The organism is Luteimonas campi (assembly GCF_051162505.1).
Taxonomy (GTDB): Bacteria; Pseudomonadota; Gammaproteobacteria; order Xanthomonadales; family Xanthomonadaceae; genus Luteimonas.
The window spans coordinates 16,150-37,166 of sequence record NZ_JBNWEM010000009.1; the positions used below are offsets into that span (position 1 = coordinate 16,150).

Annotated in this window: 18 protein-coding genes; 15 read left to right on the forward strand and 3 right to left on the reverse strand. The window is 69.9% G+C overall.

Features of this window, described 5'->3' with window-relative positions; translation table 11 throughout:
• Positions 1-12 precede the first annotated feature (12 nt).
• From dapD to map, 3 genes are all read right to left on the reverse strand, one after another.
• Positions 13-861, reverse strand: coding sequence for a 2,3,4,5-tetrahydropyridine-2,6-dicarboxylate N-succinyltransferase (dapD, locus tag ACQYVW_RS17190; protein ID WP_434934566.1), 849 nt, complete (start codon positions 859-861; stop codon positions 13-15).
• On the reverse strand, positions 858-3,458 hold the full coding sequence (glnD, locus tag ACQYVW_RS17195) for a [protein-PII] uridylyltransferase (RefSeq protein ID WP_434934564.1): 2,601 nt from the start codon (positions 3,456-3,458) through the stop codon (positions 858-860). The genes dapD and glnD overlap by 4 nt, the downstream gene beginning before the upstream one ends.
• Before the next feature lie 65 nt (positions 3,459-3,523).
• The gene (gene map / locus ACQYVW_RS17200) at positions 3,524-4,300 is read right to left on the reverse strand and encodes a type I methionyl aminopeptidase (RefSeq protein WP_434934562.1); all 777 of its coding nucleotides are present in this window, start codon (positions 4,298-4,300) and stop codon (positions 3,524-3,526) included.
• A 420-nt stretch (positions 4,301-4,720) separates the two neighbouring features.
• Here map and rpsB point away from each other — a divergent pair, with 420 nt between their 5' ends.
• The 15 genes from rpsB (at position 4,721) to rnhB (ending at position 20,743) form a co-directional block, all read left to right on the forward strand.
• On the forward strand, positions 4,721-5,512 hold the full coding sequence (gene rpsB, locus ACQYVW_RS17205) for a 30S ribosomal protein S2 (RefSeq protein ID WP_434934560.1): 792 nt from the start codon (positions 4,721-4,723) through the stop codon (positions 5,510-5,512).
• Between the two features lie 126 nt (positions 5,513-5,638).
• Positions 5,639-6,517, forward strand: a complete 879-nt coding sequence (gene tsf, locus ACQYVW_RS17210) for a translation elongation factor Ts (RefSeq protein WP_434934558.1) — start codon at positions 5,639-5,641, stop codon at positions 6,515-6,517.
• Between the two features lie 140 nt (positions 6,518-6,657).
• Complete coding sequence (locus tag ACQYVW_RS17215) at positions 6,658-8,160, forward strand: GGDEF domain-containing protein (RefSeq protein ID WP_434934556.1); 1,503 nt, start codon at positions 6,658-6,660, stop codon at positions 8,158-8,160.
• A 151-nt stretch (positions 8,161-8,311) separates the two neighbouring features.
• Positions 8,312-9,034 (forward strand): UMP kinase, encoded by a 723-nt coding sequence (gene pyrH / locus ACQYVW_RS17220; protein ID WP_434934554.1) that lies wholly within the window; start codon positions 8,312-8,314, stop codon positions 9,032-9,034.
• Between the two features lie 175 nt (positions 9,035-9,209).
• The gene (gene frr / locus ACQYVW_RS17225; RefSeq protein WP_434935542.1) at positions 9,210-9,767 is read left to right on the forward strand and encodes a ribosome recycling factor; all 558 of its coding nucleotides are present in this window, start codon (positions 9,210-9,212) and stop codon (positions 9,765-9,767) included.
• Positions 9,768-9,845: 78 nt separating this feature from the next.
• Entirely contained in the window at positions 9,846-10,613 is a 768-nt protein-coding gene (gene uppS, locus ACQYVW_RS17230; protein WP_434935540.1) for a polyprenyl diphosphate synthase, read from the forward strand.
• The gene (locus ACQYVW_RS17235) at positions 10,610-11,473 is read left to right on the forward strand and encodes a phosphatidate cytidylyltransferase (RefSeq protein ID WP_434947849.1); all 864 of its coding nucleotides are present in this window, start codon (positions 10,610-10,612) and stop codon (positions 11,471-11,473) included. Before uppS ends, ACQYVW_RS17235 begins: the two co-directional genes overlap by 4 nt.
• Positions 11,473-12,645 carry a 1-deoxy-D-xylulose-5-phosphate reductoisomerase gene (gene dxr, locus ACQYVW_RS17240; protein WP_434947850.1) on the forward strand — a complete coding sequence of 391 codons (1,173 nt, stop codon included), beginning with the start codon at positions 11,473-11,475 and terminating at the stop codon, positions 12,643-12,645. Before ACQYVW_RS17235 ends, dxr begins: the two co-directional genes overlap by 1 nt.
• Before the next feature lie 9 nt (positions 12,646-12,654).
• Positions 12,655-14,016 carry an RIP metalloprotease RseP gene (gene rseP, locus ACQYVW_RS17245; protein WP_434947851.1) on the forward strand — a complete coding sequence of 454 codons (1,362 nt, stop codon included), beginning with the start codon at positions 12,655-12,657 and terminating at the stop codon, positions 14,014-14,016.
• Between the two features lie 62 nt (positions 14,017-14,078).
• On the forward strand, positions 14,079-16,616 hold the full coding sequence (gene bamA / locus ACQYVW_RS17250) for an outer membrane protein assembly factor BamA (protein WP_434935533.1): 2,538 nt from the start codon (positions 14,079-14,081) through the stop codon (positions 16,614-16,616).
• A 15-nt stretch (positions 16,617-16,631) separates the two neighbouring features.
• Positions 16,632-17,672 carry a UDP-3-O-(3-hydroxymyristoyl)glucosamine N-acyltransferase gene (lpxD, locus tag ACQYVW_RS17255; protein WP_434947852.1) on the forward strand — a complete coding sequence of 347 codons (1,041 nt, stop codon included), beginning with the start codon at positions 16,632-16,634 and terminating at the stop codon, positions 17,670-17,672.
• Entirely contained in the window at positions 17,669-18,124 is a 456-nt protein-coding gene (gene fabZ / locus ACQYVW_RS17260) for a 3-hydroxyacyl-ACP dehydratase FabZ (protein WP_434947853.1), read from the forward strand. Before lpxD ends, fabZ begins: the two co-directional genes overlap by 4 nt.
• Before the next feature lies 1 nt (position 18,125).
• The gene (gene lpxA / locus ACQYVW_RS17265) at positions 18,126-18,914 is read left to right on the forward strand and encodes an acyl-ACP--UDP-N-acetylglucosamine O-acyltransferase (RefSeq protein ID WP_434947854.1); all 789 of its coding nucleotides are present in this window, start codon (positions 18,126-18,128) and stop codon (positions 18,912-18,914) included.
• Positions 18,915-18,929: 15 nt separating this feature from the next.
• The gene (gene lpxB / locus ACQYVW_RS17270; RefSeq protein ID WP_434947855.1) at positions 18,930-20,171 is read left to right on the forward strand and encodes a lipid-A-disaccharide synthase; all 1,242 of its coding nucleotides are present in this window, start codon (positions 18,930-18,932) and stop codon (positions 20,169-20,171) included.
• On the forward strand, positions 20,168-20,743 hold the full coding sequence (gene rnhB, locus ACQYVW_RS17275; protein ID WP_434935524.1) for a ribonuclease HII: 576 nt from the start codon (positions 20,168-20,170) through the stop codon (positions 20,741-20,743). The genes lpxB and rnhB overlap by 4 nt, the downstream gene beginning before the upstream one ends.
• Positions 20,744-21,017 lie beyond the last annotated feature (274 nt).

Genomic DNA, 21,017 nt, shown 5'->3' on the forward strand with positions numbered 1-21,017 from the left:
CCTTGCCCCGGCTCAGTCCGCCAGTCCGCGCAGCAGGTCGTTGACGCTGGTCTTGCTGCGCGTCTTCTCGTCGACCTGCTTGACGATCACCGCGCAGTACAGCGAATGCGATCCGTCCTTAGCAGGCAACTGCCCGGAGACCACCACGCTGCCCGGCGGCACGTAGCCGTAGCTGACCTCGCCGGTGGCGCGGTTGTAGATGCGCGTGGACTGGCCGAGGAACACGCCCATGCCGATCACGCTGTGGTGGCCGACGACCACGCCCTCGACCACTTCCGAGCGCGCGCCGATGAAGCAGTGGTCTTCGATGATCGTGGGGCTGGCCTGCAGCGGCTCGAGTACCCCGCCGATGCCGGCGCCACCGGACAGATGCACGTGCCGGCCGATCTGCGCGCAGGAACCGACCGTCGCCCAGGTATCGACCATCGTGCCCTCGCCAACGTAGGCGCCGATGTTGACGAAGCTGGGCATCAGCACCACGTCGCGGCCGAAATAGGTGCCCCGACGCGCCACCGCGCCCGGCACCACGCGCACGCCCATGGCCTTGAACCGCGCGGCATCGAAGCCGGCGAAGCGCGCTTCGACCTTGTCCCAGTACGGCGCCGGCTGCGCCTCGACCACGGCCATGTCGTTGACCCGGAAGTACAGCAGCACCGCCTTCTTCAACCATTCGTTGACCTGCCAGCCACCCTCGGCCCCGGGCTCGGCCACGCGCAGTTCGCCGCTCTCCAGCCCCTGCATCGCCGCTTCGACGGCAGGCCGGACACGATCCTCGGTCTCCTCGCCCGTCAGCGTGGCGCGACGCTCCCAGGCGTCCTCGATCGTGCGCTGGATCTCGCTTCCCTGTGCCGCTGGGGTCATGCCGTGGTGTCTCCGTCGATGCCAATCTGGAGCGCGTCGCGCAGGGCGTCGCGCTGGGTGTCGTTCAATGCGTGGTCTTCGCGATCGCTCACCAGGAACACGTCCTCGGCGCGCGCGCCGAAGGTGGCGATGCGCGCATCATGCACGCGGATGCGCTGCTGGCGCAGCACCTGGGCGATATCGGCCAGCAGGCCGGGCCGGTCTGTGCAGACCAGGCTCATCAGCGTGTGGCGGCCCTCGGCGGTCGCGTCGAAATCGATCTGCGGCACCACCCGGAAATGGCGCAGGTGGCGCGGCTGCGTGCGCCGCGCCGGGCGCACGTCCAGCGACCCGGACAGTACCGTCGCCAGCTTCCGCTCGATGGCCGCGATGTCGGGCGCCTGGCGCTGGTCGATCGACAGCACCTGGAAGGTGTCGAAGATCGTGCGCTGCGGCCCGTCCAGCGCGCGCGCCTGCTGGATCGCCAGTCCCAGGCGGTCCAGGGTGATGACGATGGCGGCGAACAGGCCGTCGCGGTCGGGCGCGTGCACGAATACTTCCAGTGCCTCGCCGGCCCCGGCCACCCGGCGCACGCGCACCACCGAATCGCCCGGCCCGGCATCGCGCAGGGCCAGCGCCTGCCACACCACCTGGTCGGCCCGCGCGCGCAGGAAGCCGGTGTCCGGCATCCGCGCGAACAGCGCATCGACGTCGTCCACGCCCTCGGCCGCCAGCAGGCCGCGGGCCTTGTCGCGGGTTTCGGCGATGCGGTCGGCGGCGCCGACGCGATGTTCCAGTCCGCGCCGAAGCGCGTAGCGCGTGGCGGTGCGCAGGTCGGCCAGCAGCCGGTCCTTCCAGGCGTTCCACAGTTGCGGCGAGGTGCCGGCGATGTCGGCGCAGGTGAGCAGGTACAGATAGTCCAGGCGCTCGCGGTCGGCGACCTCGACCGCGAAACGGTGGATCACCGCCGGATCGGAGATGTCCTGCTTCTGCGCGGTCACCGACATCAGCAGGTGCTTGAGCACCAACCATTCGACCAGGGCGGTGTCGCCCGCGCCGTAGCCGTGCGCCTGGCAGAACACGCGCGCGTCGACCGCACCCAGCTCGGAATGGTCGCCGCCGCGGCCCTTGGCGATGTCGTGGAACAGCCCGGCCAGCAGCAGTAGCTCCGGCTTGCGCAGCTGCGGCCAGACCTCGTGCGCATCGGAAAACCGCTCGTCGGCGATGCCAGTGGAGAACGAGGCCAGGTTGCGCAGCACCGCCAGCGTGTGCTGGTCGACCGTGTACACGTGGAACAGGTCGAACTGCATCCGCCCCGACACCTGCGCGAACGCGGGAATCCAGCGCCCGAGCACGCCCAGCCTGGCCATGCGCTCGAGCGTGCGCACCGGGCCCGGGCCGCGCAGCAGCTCCAGGAAAGCCTCGCGCATCTCCGGCTTGGCCGCGTCGTAGGCGGGCAGCGCGTGCAGCGACTCGGCCAGCGCGCGCGCGGTCCTGGAATGCAGGCCCTTGGCTTCGGGGTGGTCGGCCCAGAGCGCGAACAGCGCCAGCACGCGCGCCATGTCGCCACCGGGCCAGAACTCGTCGCGCGCCACCAGGTAGCCGCGCTTCATCGCGAATTCGGCGTCCAGCGGCACCGCCTCGACGTCGCCCTCGATTTGCTCCTCGTAGCGCTGCAGCAGGCGTTCGCCGATCCGCAGCAGGATCGCCGCGCTGCGGTAGAAGCCCTGCATCATGCGCTCGACCGCGGCGTTGTCGGCATCGTCCAGGTGCTGCAACCGGGCCGCCAGCGTCTTCTGGTAGTCGAAGCGCAGCCGCTCCTCGCGCTTGCCGGCCACCAGGTGCAGGCCGTAGCGCAACCGCGACAGCACGCGCCATTCGCGCTCCAGCGCCGAGTACTCGTCCAGGCCGAGGTGCCCCAGCGGGATCAGCGATTCGATGTCGCGGGTGCCGAACACGCGCCGCGCCATCCAGCGCAGGGTATGGATGTCGCGCAGCCCCCCGGGGCCTTCCTTGATGTTGGGTTCGAGGTTGTCGGCGGTGTCGCCGAAGCGCGCGTGGCGCTGACGCAGTTCCTCGCGCTTGGCGTAGAAGAACTCCCGCGCCGGCCAGACCCGGTCGACCGACACCGCCGCCTCCAGGCGCGCGGCCATGTCCGGCGTGGCCACCAGCGGCCGCGCCTCGATCAGCGAGGTCATCACGGTCAGGTCGTCGGCCGCGGCCTGGGTGCACTGGGCCAGGGTGCGGACCGCGTGCCCCACCGGCAGGCCGGCATCCCACAGCAGCGCGAACAGTCGCGACAGGCCGGCGGTATCGGCCTCGCCGGCATCGTCGCCGACCAGCACCAGCAGGTCGATGTCCGAGCGCGGGAACAGTTCGCCGCGGCCGTAGCCGCCGATCGCGAACAGGGTCAAGGCCGCATCCGGTGGAACCGTCCGCGACCAGGCCTGGCGGACCAGCGCATCGACCGCGATCACCCGCGCCATCAGCAGCCGCTCGATATCGCCGTCGGCGTCGAAGCGCGCGGCGAAGCCGGCGTCCTGCACGCGCAGCTGTTCGGCCGCGGCCGCGGCCCAGGCCGCGTCGTCGTCGCCCGCCTGGGACTCCACCTCAGCCATTGGCATCAACCCCGCGCAGAGCTGCCGTCCGCGGCGAACCGTTGGCGGGCATCCGCGGCATCGGGCTACAGATCGTTGTCGTCGCCGGACAGGCGGGTCAGGATCTCCACGCCATCGGCGGTCACCACCACGGTGTGTTCCCACTGCGCCGAGAGCTTGCGGTCCTTGGTGACCACGGTCCAGCCGTCGGGCAGCAGGCGGGTGAAGCGCGTGCCCTCGTTGATCATCGGCTCGATGGTGAAGGTCATCCCGGGCTGCAGGACAACCCCCTCACCCGGCCGGCCGTAGTGCAGGATCTGCGGGTCCTCGTGGTAGACCTTGCCGATGCCGTGTCCGCAGTACTCGCGCACCACGCTGAAACGCTGGCCCTCGGCGAACTCCTGGATGGCATGCCCGATATCGCCCAGGGTGGCGCCCGGGCGCACCACGCGGATGCCGCGGAACAGCGCCTCGCGGGTGGTCTCCACCAGCCGCCGCGCCATCACCGACGGCGTGCCGACGTAGTACATCCGGCTGGTGTCGCCATGCCAGCCGTCCTTGATGACGGTGACGTCGATATTGATGATGTCCCCGTCCTTCAGCACCTTGGCCTCGTTGGGGATGCCGTGGCAGATGACGTTGTTGGCCGAGATGCAGGTGGTCTTGGGATAGCCCTTGTAGCCGAGGTTGGCCGGCGTGGCCTTCTGCACGTTGACGATGTGGTCGTGACAGATGCGGTCGAGCTCGTCGGTGCTGACGCCGGGCTTCACATGGGGCGCGACGACCTGCAGCACCTCGGCCGCCAGGCGCCCGGCCACGCGCATCTTCTCGATCTCGTCGGGAGTCTTGAGGGAGATGGTCATGCGGGCATTATCGCCGAGCCCGCGCCGCTCTGCCGGCCCGGTGCTCCACGGACCTCGCAAGGCGCCGTCGGCGAGGCCCGGATCCCGGCGGACGCCGAGCCGGCCCGGGCAGCCCGGCACGGCCCACCGTAGCGCCCCGCCGCCGGTTTGCCTGGGACGCCGCCGCGAGCTATCATTCCGCGGCTGTGCCTGGCCCTGCCGCCAGCCAGCCGCCCACGCCGGGCGTGGCGTCCCCCAAGACGCAGGCGAATACACACCTGCCGCAGACACCCGTGCCGGGGTGTCCCGCTCCGCGAGGACCGGGATCTGGCCACGGAGGCGGCAGGGAGGCCCAACCCCGGAACCACGCGGCCCGCCTAGCGGGCGCGCACCGCCCATCACAGACCCGGGCGGCGGTTCCCCTGTCAGGAGTGTCCTGCAATGCCCCAGATCACCATGCGCCAGATGCTGGAAGCCGGCGTCCATTTCGGCCACCAGACGCGCTACTGGAACCCCAAGATGGCGCCGTACATCTTCGGCGCCCGCGGCAAGATCCACATCATCAACCTCGAGAAGACGGTTCCGCTGTTCAACGACGCGATGAACTTCATCTCGGGCATCGCCCAGAAGCGCGGCATCGTGCTGTTCGTCGGCACCAAGCGCAGCGCGCGCGAGGCGGTGAAGGAAGAGGCCGAGCGTTGCGGCATGCCCTACATGACCCAGCGCTGGCTGGGCGGCACGCTGACCAACTTCCGCACCGTCAAGCAGTCGGTGGCGCGCCTGAAGGAACTGGAAGCGGCCGAGACCGATGGCACCTTCGAAAAGCTGGTCAAGCACGAAGTGCTGGGCCTGCGCCGCGAGCGCGAGAAGCTGCTGGCCTCGCTGGGGGGCCTCAAGGACCTCAACCGCCTGCCCGACGCGCTGTTCGTGATCGACATCGGCCATGAGGACATCGCGGTCAAGGAAGCCAAGAAGCTCGGCATCCCGGTGATCGCGGTGGTCGACACCAATTACGACCCGGCCCTGGTCGACTACGCCATCCCCGGCAACGACGACGCCATCCGCGCCGTGCAGCTGTACGCCCGCGCCGCGGCCGATGCCGTGCTCGAGGGCAAGGCCTCCGCCCCGAACGCCGCCAGCGTGCGCGAAGAGGACTTCAGCGAGTCCGAAGGCAAGCCCGCCCGCCGCGCCCCGGCGAAGAAGGACGCCGGCGAAGCCGCCGCGACCGAGTAATCGCGTCGCAACGCGACCGCGGCAGGCTGCCGCGGTTGCGTTCCCGGGCCTGCGGCCCCATCCAATGCCGCATTGAATCCCACGGCGGGCTGCGCCCCGCCCGTCTTTCTTCGAATCGAGGTCCCCATGGAAATCACCGCATCCCTGGTCAAGGAACTGCGCGAGCGCACCGGCGCCGGCATGATGGAGTGCAAGAAGGCGCTCACCGAACACAACGGCGACGTCGATGCCGCGGCCGAGGGCCTGCGCAAGTCCGGCCTGGCCAAGGCCGACAAGAAGGCCAGCCGCGTCGCGGCCGAAGGCCGGATCGTCAGCGCCCAGGATGGCGGCAAGGCCGTGCTGGTCGAGATCAATTCCGAGACCGACTTCGTCGCCAACGACGACAACTTCAAGGGCTTCGCCGAGGCCGTGGCCCAGGCCGCCCTGGCCGCCGGCGCCAGCGATGCCGAGGCCCTCAAGTCCGCGAAGCTGGGCTCGGGCGAGACCGTCGAGGAAGCCCGCGCCGCCGTCATCGCCAAGGTCGGCGAGAACGTGCAGGTGCGCCGCGTCGCGGCGATCGACAGCGCCAATACCGTCGCGGCCTACGTGCACGGCGGCAAGATCGGCGTGCTGGTCGAACTCAAGGGCGGCGACGCCGAGCTGGCCCGTGGCCTGGCGATGCATGTCGCGGCGATGAACCCGCCGCACAACAAGCAGAGCGACGTGCCGGCCGAATTCGTGGCCAAGGAAAAGGAAATCGAACTGGCCAAGATGTCCGAGAAGGACCGCTCGAAGCCGGCCGAGATCCTGGAGAAGATCATCGGCGGCAAGATCGCCAAGATCGTCAACGAGGTCAGCCTGTACGGCCAGCCCTACGTGCTCGACACCGACAAGACCGTCGAGGCCGTGCTCAAGGCCGCCGGCGCGGAAGTCGTCGGCTTCCAGCGCCTGGCCGTCGGCGAGGGCATCGAGAAGGTGGTCGAGGACTACGCGGCCGAAGTGATGAAGCAGGCCGGCCTGGCCTGAGGCCGGGGCGACACGCGATACCGGAAGAAGCCGCGGGAAACCGCGGCTTCTTCCGTTTCGGCCTCGCGGCACCGCCGGTTTGGGCTAAGGTATCGGCCGCCCGCGCCGATATCCGTCCCGGGTACTCCTGGCCAGGCCGCATGCATCCCGAACTCGAAGCCGCGCTGAGCCACTGCCGCACCCTGCCCTCGCCGCCCGCGATCGCGCTGCGCATCATCGACCTGGCGCAGCAGCCGGATGCCGACCTGGACGCCACGGCCCGGATCATCGCCCAGGACAGCGCATTGAGCGCGCGCATGCTGCGCATCGCCAATTCGCCGCTCTACGCCAACCGCCGGCAGGTTGCCACCCTCGGCCAGGCACTGACCCTGCTCGGCCTCAACGCCACCTTGAGCCTGGCCCTGGGGCTGTCGCTGAGTCGCAGCATGCGCAGCACGCAGCCGGGCGACGAGCAGGCGCTGCTCTGGCGGCGCAGCGCGCTCGCCGCCATGGCGGCGCGGCTGCTGGGCGAGGAGCTGGGCGTGACCCGGCCGGAAGAGCTGATGCTGGCCGGCCTGCTGCAGGACATCGGCGCGCTGGCCCTGCTGCAGGTGCGGCCGGAGCTCTACCGGGAGCTGCTGCGCGCCGCCGCGGATCCGGGCGACAGGCTGCGGCGCGAACGCGAAGCGCTGGGCAGCGACCACGCCGAGATCGGCGCCTGGATCGCCGCCCGCTGGAACCTCCCGGCCTATCTGCAGCAGGCCATCGGCGCCAGCGAGTCCGTTGCCGCTGGCGACAGCCGCTTCCACGACTGCGTCGCCGCCTCCGGACTGCTCGCCGACCTGTGGCTGGCCGATGGCGACGACAGCGCCCACGACGCACGCCGGCGCGCGCTGGCGGCCACCCGCGAGCGCCTGGGCCTCGACCTGGCCCGGTTCGACCTCCTGGTCACCCGCATGGCCGATGCGCTACCGGACATCGCATCGCTGTTCGACGTCCACATCGTGCAGCCGGAGCATCTGGACGCGATCGTCGAGCACGCACGCGAGCTCCTGCTCCTGCGCAACCTGCAGCAGCTGCAGGACGCCATGCAGGCGCGCAGCGAGGCGGACGGCGCGGCCGAACGCGTGAGGCAGCTGGAGGAGCTGGCGCTGCGCGACCCGCTGACCGGCATGTACAACCGGCTGCAGCTGGAGAACGTGCTGGAACGGGAGTTCGAGGCCTCGGTCCGGCTCGGCCAGCCCCTGACCCTGGCGTTCATCGACCTGGACGATTTCAAGCGGGTCAACGACCGCCACGGCCACCTCGTCGGCGACCAGGTGCTGAGCGAGTTCGCCCGGATGCTGTCGCGCCGGTTGCGCAGCGCCGACCTGATCGCGCGCTACGGCGGCGAGGAGTTCCTGGTGGTGCTGGGCAACTCCGGCATCGATGCCGCGTCCGCGGTGATCCGGCGCATCCTCGAGGAAGTCGCGCGGACGCCGATGGCGATCGTCGAGAGCATCCCGCTGTACGTGACCTTCTCTGCCGGGCTGGCCACCCACGGCGAGCACGAGCGCTTCGGCAACGCGCGCGAACTGCTGAACGCGGCCGACCAGGCCCTGTACGGAGCCAAGCGCCAGGGTCGCAACCGGGTCGCGCCCCACGGCGCCGACCCCGGGGCCTGATCCGCGGCAGCGACGCTACGGGCGCGCGCCCCCGTGCCACGGCTGGACCGACCTGGCCGCCCGCCAGCACGCCATCGCCTGCACGGATCCTTCGCCTGTACCTGTGATCCGCTAGAATCCCCGCGTTTGCCCGCCTCCCCCCGAGATCCCCATGTCGCAACTCGCCTATCGCCGCATCCTGCTCAAACTTTCCGGCGAGGCGCTGATGGGCGACGAGGATTACGGCATCGACCCGAAGGTGATCGGCCGCCTGGCGCGCGAGATCATCGAAGCCCAGCAGGCCGGGGCCGAGGTCGGCGTGGTGATCGGTGGCGGCAACATCTTCCGTGGCGCCGGCCTGGCCGCCGGCGGCATGGACCGGGTGACCGGCGACCAGATGGGCATGCTCGCCACGGTGATCAACGCGCTGGCCATGCAGGATGCGCTGGAAAAGCTCGGCGGCAAGGTCCGGGTGATGAGCGCGATCAAGATCAACGACGTCTGCGAGGACTACATCCGCCGGCGCGCCATCCGCCACCTGGAAAAGGGCCGGATCGCGATCTTCGCCGCCGGCACCGGCAACCCCTTCTTCACCACCGACTCGGGCGCGGCCCTGCGCGCGATCGAGATCGGCGCGGACCTGCTGCTCAAGGCCACCAAGGTGGACGGCGTCTACGACCGCGACCCGAAGAAGCACGCCGACGCGGTGCGCTACGACAGCCTGAGCTACGACGAGGTGCTCTCGCGCGATCTGCAGGTGATGGACACCGCCGCCTTCGCGCTGTGCCGCGACAGCGACCTGCCGCTGCGGATCTTCGATATGTCCCAGCCCGGCATGCTGCTGCGCATCCTCAAGGGCGAGCCGATCGGCACCCTGGTCCGCGGCCGCCGCTGACGCGGCCCCCGGCCCGCCGGAGCTCCGGGGGCGCCGGTTGCGGGGCGGCACGGTCCGCCGCCGGACTCTGGCCGCGCGCGCAGTCCCCCCGGCCGCCGGGCGTCCAGCGGCCCTGCGGACCCCACACCGCCTATAATCCGCGGTCTAGCCTCAAGCAGACCAACCGGAGCCGGTGATGCTCAATGAAATCAAGAAGGACGCCCAGACCCGCATGGCCAAGAGCATCGAGTCTCTGCGCCACAGCCTGGTGAAGGTGCGCACCGGACGGGCCTCGACCGGCCTGGTCGACAGCATCCGGGTCAGCGCCTACGGCAGCGACGTGCCGCTGTCGCAGGTGGCGGCGGTGTCGGTGTCCGACTCGCGCTCGCTGGTCATCCAGCCCTGGGACAAGGCCATGGTGGGCGCGGTCGAGAAGGCCATCCTCGCCTCCGACCTGGGACTGACCCCGAACACCGCCGGCACCACCATCCGGCTCAACCTGCCCGCGCTCACCGAGGAACGCCGCCGCGACCTGACCAAGGTCGTCCATTCCGAGGGTGAGGACGCCAAGGTCGCGATCCGCAACATCCGCCGCGACGCCAACCAGCAGGTCAAGGAATTGCTGAAGGACAAGTCGGTCACCGAGGACGACGTGCGCCGCAGCGAAGAAGAGATCCAGAAGATCACCGACAAGGCGATCAAGGACGTCGACGAGGTGGTCAAGGCCAAGGAGCAGGAGCTGATGGCGGTCTAAGGGCGCCGGCACGGGAATGGCGTATCGCACGCCCGCCAGCCACGCCATGCAGCAGGCAGCGAGACATACGGACCGCCCTTGAACGCTTCCAGATTCACGACGCCCGCCTCCGGCACCCCCCGGCACCTGGCCGTCATCATGGACGGCAACGGGCGCTGGGCCGCGCGCCGGCGCCGCCCGCGCGCGATCGGCCATCGCGCCGGCGCCAGGGCGGTGAATGCCTGCATCGACTTCTGTCTGGAGCAGGAGATCGGCGCGCTGACCCTGTTCGCGTTCTCCAGCGAGAACTGGGGGCGGCCGCAGGAGGAAGTCGGCGCGCTGATGAAGCTGTTCATCGCCGCGCTCGACCGCGAGGTCGAGGAACTGCATCGCCGCGGCGTGCGCGTGCGCTTCATCGGCGAGCGCGCGCGCTTCGCGCCCGGCATCCGCGCGCGCATGCAGGCCACAGAAACCCTGACCGCCGGCAATACCCGGCTGTCGCTCAACATCGCCGCCAGCTACGGCGGACGCCAGGACATCGCCGCCGCCGCGCGCTCGCTGGCCGAGGATGTCGCCGCCGGCCGGCTGCGCCCCGACCAGATCGACGAAGCGGCGGTCGACGCCCGCGTCGCTCTGGCCGACCTGCCGCCGCCCGACCTGTTCATCCGCACCGGCGGCGACTACAGGATCAGCAACTTCCTGCTGTGGCAGCTGGCCTACACCGAACTTTGGTTCACCGAGACGCTCTGGCCCGAGGTCGACGCGGCGGTCCTGCATGAGGCGCTACGCGCCTACGCCGGCCGCGAGCGACGCTTCGGCCTGACCGGCGACCAGGTGGCCGACCTCCAGGGGAGTCCAGCATCTTGACCCGTACCCGCGTGCTTGCCGCGCTGATCATGGCGCCGGCCGCCATCGGCGGCGTGCTCCTGCTGCCTACGCCCTGGCTGGTGGCCCTGTCGGCGATCGTGTTCCTGGTCGCGCTCTGGGAATGGTTCCGCCTGTCCGAGATCGACGACACCCTGCAGCGCACCGTGCTGCTGCTGGCCAACCTGCTGTTGATGGCCGCGCTCGTCTGGGCATCGCCCAACGACAGCGGCGGCTCGCTCGTGCTGTTCAAGCTGGTGGCGATGCTGGGCGTGGTCTGGTGGTTGCTCGCGATCCTGTGGCTGCGGCACTACAGCTTCGCTTCCGACCACGACACCCATGCCCGGGTATTCAAGCTGGCCGGGGGCACGGCGGCCGTGGTACCGGCCTGGTGTGCGCTGGCGGTGATCCATGCCGGCGACCCGACGCCCACCGCCTGGCCGCTGGTCAGCCAGGGCCATGTTTGGCTGCTGGCCGCACTGATGATCGTCTGGGCGACCGACACCGGCGCCTACTTCGCCGGCCGCAGGTTCGGCAAGCGCAAGCTGGCGCCGCGGATCAGCCCGAACAAGACCGTCGAGGGCCTGCTGGGCGGCGTGGCCGCTGGCGTGGCGGTCGCGCTGGTCATGGCGCCGCTGGCGGGCGCGAGCCTGGCCCAGCTGCCCCTGGTCGCGGTCGCGGCCCTGGCCACGGTCGTGTTCTCGGTGGTCGGCGACCTGTTCGAGAGCCTGCTCAAGCGCCACGTCGGCGCCAAGGATTCGGGCACCCTGATCCCCGGCCACGGCGGTGTCCTCGATCGCCTCGACAGCGTGCTGGCGGCCCTGCCCGTGTTCGCCGTGGCGAAGATCTGGCTGGGTTTCTGATGCAGCGCGTCGCCGTCCTCGGCGCCACCGGATCGATCGGCGGCTCGGCGCTCGACGTCATCGCCCGCCATCCCGACGCGATGCGCGCCAGCGTGCTCGCCGCGGGCGCCAACGTGGAGGCGCTGGTCGCGCTGTGCATCGCGCATCGTCCCGACCATGGAGTCGTCGGCGACGTCGCGCGCCTGCCGTTGCTGCGCGACGGCTTGCGTTCGGCCGGCCTGCCCACCGAGGCCCACGCCGGAGACGCCGCGCTGTCGGCGCTGGTCGCCGGCGACGCCTGCGATACCGTGGTGGCGGCGATCGTGGGCGCGGCGGGGCTGGAATCCACCCTTTCGGCCGCCCGCGCCGGCAAGCGCCTGCTGCTGGCCAACAAGGAGTCGCTGGTGCTGGCCGGCGAACTGCTGATCGATGCGGCAGCCGCGGCTGGCGCGACCATCGTCCCGATCGACAGCGAGCACAACGCCATCTTCCAGTGCCTGCACGGCCGCGGCGCCGGCGCCGAGGTCCGTCGCATCACCCTGACCGCGTCGGGCGGGCCGTTCCGCGGATGGAACCGGGCCCGGCTGGCGGCGGTGACCCCTGCCCAGGCCGTCGCCCATCCCCGCTGGTCGATGGGGCCGAAGATCTCGGTCGACTCGGCGACGCTGATGAACAAGGGGCTGGAACTGATCGAGGCCCACCACCTGTTCGGGCTGCCGGACGCGCGGCTGGACGTGCTGGTGCACCCGCAGAGCCTGGTGCACTCGCTGGTGGAATTCATCGACGGCTCCACGCTGGCCCAGCTCGGCCTGCCCGACATGCGGACCTCGCTGGCGGTGGGCCTGGGGTGGCCGGCGCGCATCGCATCGGGGGTCGGGCCGCTGGACCTGGCCAGCCAGGGCCGGCTCGAGTTCGAACCCCCGGACATGGACACCTTCCCCTGCCTGCGCCTGGCCCGCGAGGCGCTGCGCGCCGGCGGCACGGCGCCGGCGGTACTCAATGCCGCCAACGAAGTGGCTGTTTCAGCCTTTCTTCAGGGCCGCATCGGTTTCCTGTCGATCGCGGCGCTGGTCGAAGCGGCCCTCGCCGCGATCGCGACGGAACCGGCACAATCGCTGGCGGCGCTGGGCGAGGCAGACGCCCGCGCGCGCCACCACGTCAGCCACGCCATCGCCACAGGTGCCATCGGATGATCCGCCGCCATGACTGAGTTCCTCGGCGCTGCCTGGTGGCTGCTGGTCAGCCTCGGCATCCTGGTGACCATCCACGAATTCGGCCATTTCTGGGTCGCGCGCCGGTGCGGCGTGCGCGTGCTGCGCTTCTCCATCGGGTTCGGCGGCGCCCTGTGGCAGCGCACGGCCCGGGACGGGACCGAATACCGGATCGCCGCGATTCCGCTGGGCGGCTACGTCAAGATGCTCGACGAGCGCGAGGTCGACGTGCCCCCGGCCGAAGCCGGCCGCGCCTTCAACCGCCAGTCGGTGTGGAAGCGCATCGCGATCGTGGCCGCAGGCCCGGCCGCCAACCTGCTGCTCTGCTTCGGCCTGCTGTGGGCGATGTTCGTGATCGGGCGGCCGGACTACGCGCCGGTGCTGGGGCCGTCCACCGGCATCGCCGCCCAGTCCGGGCTGCACAGCGACGATCGCGTGCTGGCGCTCGGCGACCGCGAGACGCCCACCTGGATGGAGCTGCAGATGGCGCTGCTGCCGGCCGCGCTGGACCGCAAGGATGTGCCGCTGCGCGTGGTCGACAGCGACGGCCGCGAGCGCCAGGTGACCCTGGCCCTCTCTGCCCTGCCCGAGGATTTCGACCAGCGCCAGGTGCTGCACAGCATCGGCCTGGTCCCGCGCCACTTCACGGTGCCTGCCGACGTGGGCCGGGTGCTGCCCGACGGCGCGGCTTGGGGCACCCTGGCCGAAGGCGACCGCATCACCGCCATCGATGGCCGACCGGTGGAACGTTTCGACGACATCGGCCCGCTGGTCCAGGCGCTGGGCGAGCGCGGGGGCGACGCGATGATCGAAGTCACCCGCGACGGCGAGCGCCTGGCGTTCCCGCTCAGTCCGCGCGAGGTCGAGGGCGGCGAGGCCGGGCGACGCTGGGTGCTGGGCATCGAGGCGCCGCGCCGGATCGAACTGCCGCCCAAGGACGCCCTCCAGCAATACGGGCCGCTGGCGGCGATCCCGGTGGCCGCGCGCGAGGTCGGCCACCTCAGCGGGCAGCTGCTTGGCATGATCCAGCGCGCCTTCACCGGCCGGCTGGCCCTCGAGAATACGGTGGCCGGCCCGCTGACCATCGCCCGGGCCACCAATGCCTACGCCAGCCAGGGCGTGGCCTGGTACCTGACTATTCTGGCGCTGCTTTCGCTGAGCATCGCCATCCTCAACCTGCTGCCGATCCCGCTCTTGGACGGGGGACACCTGTTGTATTACCTTATCGAGTTGGTCAAGGGCAGTCCGTTAAGCGAACGTGCGATGGCTGCCGGGCAGTATGTCGGCCTGGTGCTGCTCGCTGGCCTGATGGGCCTGGCGTTCTACAACGACATTCTCCAGCTGGTGCGCTGATGCCCCGCCTCCCGACCGCCATTGCGTCAGCAATGGAGCACTTCCCCAATCCGGATCGATCGATGACGCGTACCCCCGCCCGCCGCCTGCTTGCACTCGCCCTCGCGACCGCGATCGCACCCGCCTGGGCCCAGCAGGCCGTCGATCCGCAGGCGGCATTCGCGGTGCCGCAGCCGGCGGCGGTGCAACCGGCCGGCGCCTTCACGGTCAGCGACATCCGCATCGACGGCCTGCAGCGCATCGGCGCGGGCACGGTGTTCACCTACCTGCCGATCGAACGCGGCGACACGATCAGCCAGACCCGCGTCGCCGAGGCGGTGCGTGCGCTGTACCGCACCGGCTTCTTCGAGGACATCCAGGTCGGCCGCCAGGGCGACATCCTGGTGATCACCGTGACCGAGCGCCCGGCGATCAACAAGCTGACCCTGACCGGCAACAAGGACATCAAGACCGAGGACCTGACCAAGGGCCTCAACGACATCGGGCTGTCGGAAGGCGAGACCTTCGACCGCCTCGCCCTGGACCGCGTGACCCAGGAACTGACCCGGCAGTACAACAACCGCGGCAAGTACAACGTCGAGATCAAGCCCACGGTCTCGCGCCTGGATCGCAACCGCGTCGACGTCACGATCGACGTCAACGAGGGCAAGGCCGCCAAGATCCGCCACATCAACCTGATCGGCAACGAGATCTTCGAACAGGAAGACCTGACCGACTCCTGGGAATCGGGCGAGAGCAACTGGCTCAGCTGGTACCGCCGCGACGACCAGTATTCGAAGGAAAAGCTGTCGGGCGACCTCGAAAAACTGCACAACTACTACCTGGACCGCGGCTACGTCGATTTCAGCATCGACAACACCCAGGTTTCGATCAGCCCCGACAAGCGCGACATGTTCATCACCGCCGGCCTGACCGAGGGCGAGATCTACACCATCTCGTCGGTGGAGGTCACCGGCGACACGATCCTGCCCAAGGAAGACATCCAGGGGCTGGTCATGACCCGCGAGGGCATGGTGTTCTCCCGCGCCCTGCTGGAACTGTCGTCCGACGCGATCACCGCCACGCTCGGCAACATCGGCTACGCCTTCGCCCAGGTCAACACGATTCCCGAGATCGACCGCGAGAAGCGCACGGTCGGCGTCAAGCTGCAGGTGGTCCCGGGTCCGCGCGTGAACGTGCGCCGCATCGTGTTCCGCGGCAACTCCCGCACCTCCGATGAGGTGATGCGGCGCGAGATGCGCCAGTTCGAGGGCTCCTGGTATTCGCAGGCCGCCATCGACCGCTCCAAGGTCCGCCTGCAGCGCCTGGGCTACTTCGAATCAGGGAGCGTGAACGTCGAAACCCAGCCCGTGCCGGGCAGCAACGACGAGGTCGACGTGGTGTTCAGCGTCACCGAAACCACCTCCGGCAGCTTCGTGTTCGGCGTCGGTTATTCGCAGCTGGCGGGCCTGACCACCTCGGTGCAGCTGTCGCAGAACAACTTCCTCGGCAGCGGCAACCGGGTTTCGGTGGAAGCGCAGCGCAACGTCTACCTGCAGCGCTATTCGTTCTCGTTCCTCAATCCCTACTTCACCGACGAGGGCCTGTCGCTCGGCTACAACCTCTGGTGGCGCGAGTTCGACAACTCCGAGTTCAATACCGCGCAGTTCTCCTCGACCAACGCGGCCGGCCAGATGATCCTGGGCCTGCCGATCACCGAATCGGACACGATCTCGGCGCTGGTCGGCATCGACCGCAACCAGATCTTCGCCTGGCGCGGCTCCTCGCCGCAGTCGATCGTCGATTACATCGACGCGGTCGGCGTGCGCACCTTCCATGCATGGCGGACCGAGCTGGCCTGGGCGCGCGATTCGCGCAACGATTTCCTGCAGCCCACCCGCGGCACCATGCAGCGCGTGTCGCTGGAAACCACCCTGCCCGGCTCCACGGTCGAGTATTACAAGCTCAACTACGAGTTCTCCAAGTACTGGCCGATCAACCGCGCGCTGGTGCTCAACACCCGTTTCGAGCTCGGCTACGGCGACAGCTACGGCGACGACGTCTATCGCACGTTCTGCCGCCGGCTGGGCGACCAGCCGCTACCGCCGGGCGGCGGCGCGGCGCCCACGCCGGTGCCGACCATCGATGGCGAGTGCGGCGAAGGCTCGGTCTACGACAAGACCCTGATCGCTACCGGCCTCCCGTTCTTCGAGAACTTCTATGCCGGTGGCGCGCGTTCGGTCCGCGGCTTCCGCGACAACACGCTGGGCCCGCGCGAGGCCGCGTTCAACAGCAGCTTCCTGCAGCCGGTCGGCGGTTCGCTCAAGACGGTGGGCTCGCTGGAGATGTTCTTCCCGCAGCTGATCAAGTCGCCGGCCGCGCGCGTGTCGGCGTTCGTCGACTTCGGCAACGTGTTCCGCAACGTCGACGCGTTCGAAAGCAGCGACCTGCGCGCCTCCGCCGGCATCGCGCTGATGTGGCGCGCGCCCGTGGGCCCGATCTCGATCAGCTACGCGTTCCCGATCCGCAGTCAGGATGCGATCCGCGACAGCAACGGACGGGTGCTGGTGGAGGGCGACGAGCTCGAGCGCCTGCAGTTCACCTTCGGCGGCGCGTTCTAGCCGCCAGCCGGACCCATGCCCCGCCCCGGCATCACGATCACCGCGGGAGAGCTCGCCGAACGCTTCGGGCTCGCCCTGCAGGGCGACGCCTCGAAACCGGTCGAGGGCGTCGGGACGCTGGCCGCGGCCGGCCCGTCGCAATTGTCGTTCCTGGCCAACTCGAAGTATCGGGGCCAGCTGGCGCAGTCCCGCGCCGGCGTGGTCGTGGTGCGCGCGGCCGACGCCGAGGGCGCCACGCGCGACCTGCTGATCGCGCGCGATCCCTACGTGGCCTTTGCCAGGATCGCGGCGCTGTTCGAGCCGGCCAGGCCGGTCGAGGCCGGCGTGCACCCGAGCGCCTTTGTCCATCCCGACGCCGAGGTCGACGCCGACGCGTCGGTCGGGCCACACGCGAGCATCGGGCCCCGCAGCAGGATCGCGGCCGGCGCTGCCATCGGACCCGGCTGCGTGATCGGTGAGGGTTGCACGGTCGGCTCCGGCAGCGTCCTGGTCGCGCGCGTGACGCTGGTCCGCCGCGTGCATCTGGGCCAGCGCGTCCTGGTGCACCCGGGCGCGGTGCTCGGCGCGGACGGGTTCGGGCTCGCGCTCGACCGGGAAGGCGACGAACCGCACTGGATCAAGGTGCCGCAGCTGGGCGGCGTGCGCATCGGGGACGACTGCGAAATCGGCGCCAATACCACCATCGACCGCGGCGCGATCGAGGACACGGTGCTCGAGCACGACGTCCGCCTCGACAACCAGATCCAGATCGCGCACAACGTTCGCATCGGCGCGCATACCGCGATGGCCGGCTGCGTGGCCGTGGCCGGCAGCACTACGGTCGGGCGATACTGCATGATCGGCGGCGCCGCTGGCATCGCCGGCCACCTTGAAATCTGCGACCGGGTGATGGTCACGGCCATGAGCCTGGTGACGCATTCGATCCGCGAACCGGGGGAGTATTCTTCCGGCACACCACTCATGGACAGCCGCAGTTGGCGCCGCAATGCGGTCCGCTTCAAGCAGCTCGACGCACTGGCCCGGCGCCTGCGCCTGCCGACAAAGGGAAACGAATGAACCAGCAGGTCAAGCTACCGATCGACCTCAACGGCATCCACGAACTGTTGCCCCACCGCTTTCCGTTCCTGCTCATCGACCGGGTGGTGGAGTTCGAACACGGCAAGCGCGTGCGCGCCTACAAGAACGTCAGCGGCAACGAGCACTTCTTCCAGGGCCACTTTCCGGATCGCCCGGTGATGCCCGGCGTGCTGGTGATCGAGTCCCTTGCCCAGGCTGGCGGCGTGCTCTCCCAGCTCACCCACGGCGGCAGCATGAGCGGGCGCCTGTCGGTGCTGGTCAAGGTCGACAACGCCAAGTTCTCGCGCATGGTGGTCCCGGGGGACCGGCTCGAGCTCGAGGTCGAGATCCGTCGCGAGATCCGCAACATGACGCTGTACTGCGGGATCGCGCGCGTGGAAGGCGAGCAGGTCGCCTGCGCCGACATCCTGTGCGCCGAGGTGCGCAGCTGACATGAAGCAGTCCGGCATCCATCCGACCGCGGTGGTGGATCCAGCCGCTCGCCTCGGCGAAGGGGTGTCGATCGGCGCGTTCACCCTGGTCGGTCCCGAAGTGGAGATCGGCGACGGGACCGAGGTGGGCCCGCATTGCAGTCTGCACGGCCCCACGCGCATCGGGCGTGAGAACCGGATCGTCGGCCACGCCGCCATCGGCGGCGATCCGCAGGACAAGAAGTACGGTGGCGAGCGGGTGTCGCTGGAAATCGGCGATCGCAACCTGATCCGCGAGTTCGTCACCCTCAATCGTGGCACCGGCGACGGCGGCGGCGTGACCCGCATCGGCAGCGACAACTGGCTGCTGGCATACACGCACGTCGCCCACGACTGCATCGTCGGCAACCACTGCGTGTTTTCCAACAACGCCTCGCTCGCCGGCCACGTGGTGGTCGAGGACCACGTCATCCTGAGCGGTTTCGCCGGCGTACACCAGTTCTGCCGGATCGGCGCGCATGCCTTCATCGGCATGGGAGCCTTCGTCAACGGCGACGTACCGCCCTTCCTGATGGTGGCGCAGGACAAGTACGCGCGCCCGCGCGGTATCAACGCCGAGGGCCTGAAGCGGCGCGGCTTCGACGCGCAGCGCATCTCCGCGATCCGTCGCGCCTACCGCGCGCTCTACATGGGCGACGCCAAGCTCGACGAAGCGCGCGTCGAGCTCGAGGAAATCGCCGCCGCCGGCAGCAGCGAGGTGCGTGCGATGCTCGATTTCATCGAGAGCGGCGAGCGGCCGCTGCTGCGCTGAGCGCGCGGGCGGCGCATGAGCCAGGTCAGTTCCAGTCCAGGAATCCAGAGTCTCGACACGGTGGGCGCATCTGGACCCGCTCTGACCGCGGCGGAGGCACAGCCGCGGCTCCGGATAGCGCTGTGTGCAGGCGAAGCGTCCGGGGACCAGCTCGGTGCCGGCCTGGTGGAAGCGCTGCGCGGCCGGTTCCCGCATGCCGAGTTCGCCGGCGTGGGCGGAGCTGCGATGCGCGACGCCGGCGTCGACACCTGGCACGACGCGTCGGAACTTGCGGTGATGGGCCTGAGCGAAGTGCTGCGCCACCTGGCGCGATTGCTGCGGCTGCGCCGCGCCCTGCGCCGGCGCATCCTCGACTGGCGGGCGGACGTGTTTGTCGGCATCGACGCACCCGACTTCAACCTGGGGCTCGAGCGCGCGCTCAAGCGGCGCGGCATGCCGACGGTCCACTACGTCAGCCCCTCGGTCTGGGCCTGGCGGCAGGGGCGCGCGGCGAAGATCGGCCGCAGTGCCGATCGCGTGCTGTGCCTGTTCCCAATGGAGCCGGAGATCTACGCCAGGCACGGGGTGGACGCGCGCTTCGTCGGGCACCCCATGGCCGACGCGATGCCGCTCAATCCCGACCGCCGGCGCGCACGCGCCGAACTCGGCCTGCCCGACGACGTCCCCGTGCTGGCCGTCTTGCCCGGCTCTCGGTTGGGCGAAATCGAACGGCTGGGCGCCGTGTTCCTCGAAGCTGCGCAGCGCGTCGCAGCGCAGATACCGGGCCTGCGGGTGCTGGTCCCGGCCGCGACGCCGGCCTGTGCGGAGGCGATCCGGGCGCTGCTGGCCGCCTCGCCGCTACCGGCAGGCTGCGCCATGCTGCTTGACGGCCGCGCGCGCGATGCCATGGTCGCTTCGGATGTGGTCCTGCTGGCCTCGGGCACCGCGACGCTCGAGGCCATGCTGGCCAAGCGTCCCATGGTGGTCGGGTACCGCATCGCAGCCAGCACCTACCGGATCGTCCGCGCACTCGGGCTGCTCAAGGTCGACCGCTACGCCCTGCCCAACGTGCTCGCCGGCCAGACCATCGCCCCGGAACTGATGCAGGACGACTGCACGCCGCAGAAGTTGGCCGATGCCGTCCTGCAATGGTTCGGCGATCCGGCCGCCGGCGCGGCCCTGGAGCCGATCTACCGCGACCTGCATCTCGAACTGCGTCGCGACGCCTCCGCCTCTTCGGCCGAGGCGATCGCCGCATTGCTGGAGCCGCGGCGATGAAGCGACTGGTCGCCGGCGTGGACGAGGCCGGCTGCGGCCCCCTTGCCGGGCCTGTGGTCGTGGCGGCGGTGATCCTGCATCCACGCCGCAGGATCGACGGCCTCGACGATTCGAAGAAGCTCACTGCGGCCAGGCGCGAGGCGCTGTATCCGCTGATTACCGCGCGTGCCATCGCCTGGCGCGTCGAGTTCGTGCCTGTCGACGAGATCGACGCCATCAATATCCTGCAGGCGCGGCTGACCGGCATGCGCCGCGCCCTGTGCGCGCTGGATCCGGCGGCCACGCATGCCCGCATCGACGGCAACCGGCTGCCGACCGGCCTGCCCTGCCCGGCCGAAGCCTTGGTTGGAGGCGACGGATTGGAGCCGGCCATCATGGCAGCCTCCATCCTGGCCAAGGTCGCGCGCGACCGGGCAATGGTGGAACTGCATACGCAGTTTCCGCAGTACGGCTTCGACCAGCACAAGGGCTACCCTTCGCCGCTGCACCTGGCCGCACTGCGCGAACACGGCCCGTGTCCGCACCACCGGCGCAGCTTCTCGCCGGTACAGCAGCAGTTGCTGTTCGCCTGATCCCTTGCGCCTCGCGGCGCACCGCGCCGACACCATCCAGTTGCGTGCGGCAGCACCGCTGCAGCGCGAGGCATGGGCTAGAGCAGCCCTCCTGCCTGCCGGAAGGGTAGCGCCGTCGATATCTGGAGCCCGAAGCTGGCTGTCAGCCTCGGTCGATTTCCTCAGGCAGTACATAACGGCTTGGACGAAGCAGGTCGCGCGCAGTCGCGCCCAATAAAAAACCCCCAGCCTTGTGGGCTGGGGGTTTGGGGTAAAGACCCTGGCGATGACCTAC

Coding starts and splice junctions, on each gene's coding strand:
- frr (WP_434935542.1), top strand. CDS start 9,210: ATGCTCAATGAAATCAAGAAGGACGCCCAGACCCGCATGGCCAAGAGC.
- lpxD (WP_434947852.1), top strand. CDS start 16,632: ATGCCCCGCCCCGGCATCACGATCACCGCGGGAGAGCTCGCCGAACGC.
- bamA (WP_434935533.1), top strand. CDS start 14,079: ATGACGCGTACCCCCGCCCGCCGCCTGCTTGCACTCGCCCTCGCGACC.
- map (WP_434934562.1), bottom strand. CDS start 4,300: ATGACCATCTCCCTCAAGACTCCCGACGAGATCGAGAAGATGCGCGTG.
- dxr (WP_434947850.1), top strand. CDS start 11,473: ATGCAGCGCGTCGCCGTCCTCGGCGCCACCGGATCGATCGGCGGCTCG.
- lpxA (WP_434947854.1), top strand. CDS start 18,126: ATGAAGCAGTCCGGCATCCATCCGACCGCGGTGGTGGATCCAGCCGCT.
- dapD (WP_434934566.1), bottom strand. CDS start 861: ATGACCCCAGCGGCACAGGGAAGCGAGATCCAGCGCACGATCGAGGAC.
- pyrH (WP_434934554.1), top strand. CDS start 8,312: ATGTCGCAACTCGCCTATCGCCGCATCCTGCTCAAACTTTCCGGCGAG.
- glnD (WP_434934564.1), bottom strand. CDS start 3,458: ATGGCTGAGGTGGAGTCCCAGGCGGGCGACGACGACGCGGCCTGGGCC.
- fabZ (WP_434947853.1), top strand. CDS start 17,669: ATGAACCAGCAGGTCAAGCTACCGATCGACCTCAACGGCATCCACGAA.
- rnhB (WP_434935524.1), top strand. CDS start 20,168: ATGAAGCGACTGGTCGCCGGCGTGGACGAGGCCGGCTGCGGCCCCCTT.
- tsf (WP_434934558.1), top strand. CDS start 5,639: ATGGAAATCACCGCATCCCTGGTCAAGGAACTGCGCGAGCGCACCGGC.
- lpxB (WP_434947855.1), top strand. CDS start 18,930: ATGAGCCAGGTCAGTTCCAGTCCAGGAATCCAGAGTCTCGACACGGTG.
- ACQYVW_RS17215 (WP_434934556.1), top strand. CDS start 6,658: ATGCATCCCGAACTCGAAGCCGCGCTGAGCCACTGCCGCACCCTGCCC.
- rpsB (WP_434934560.1), top strand. CDS start 4,721: ATGCCCCAGATCACCATGCGCCAGATGCTGGAAGCCGGCGTCCATTTC.
- rseP (WP_434947851.1), top strand. CDS start 12,655: ATGACTGAGTTCCTCGGCGCTGCCTGGTGGCTGCTGGTCAGCCTCGGC.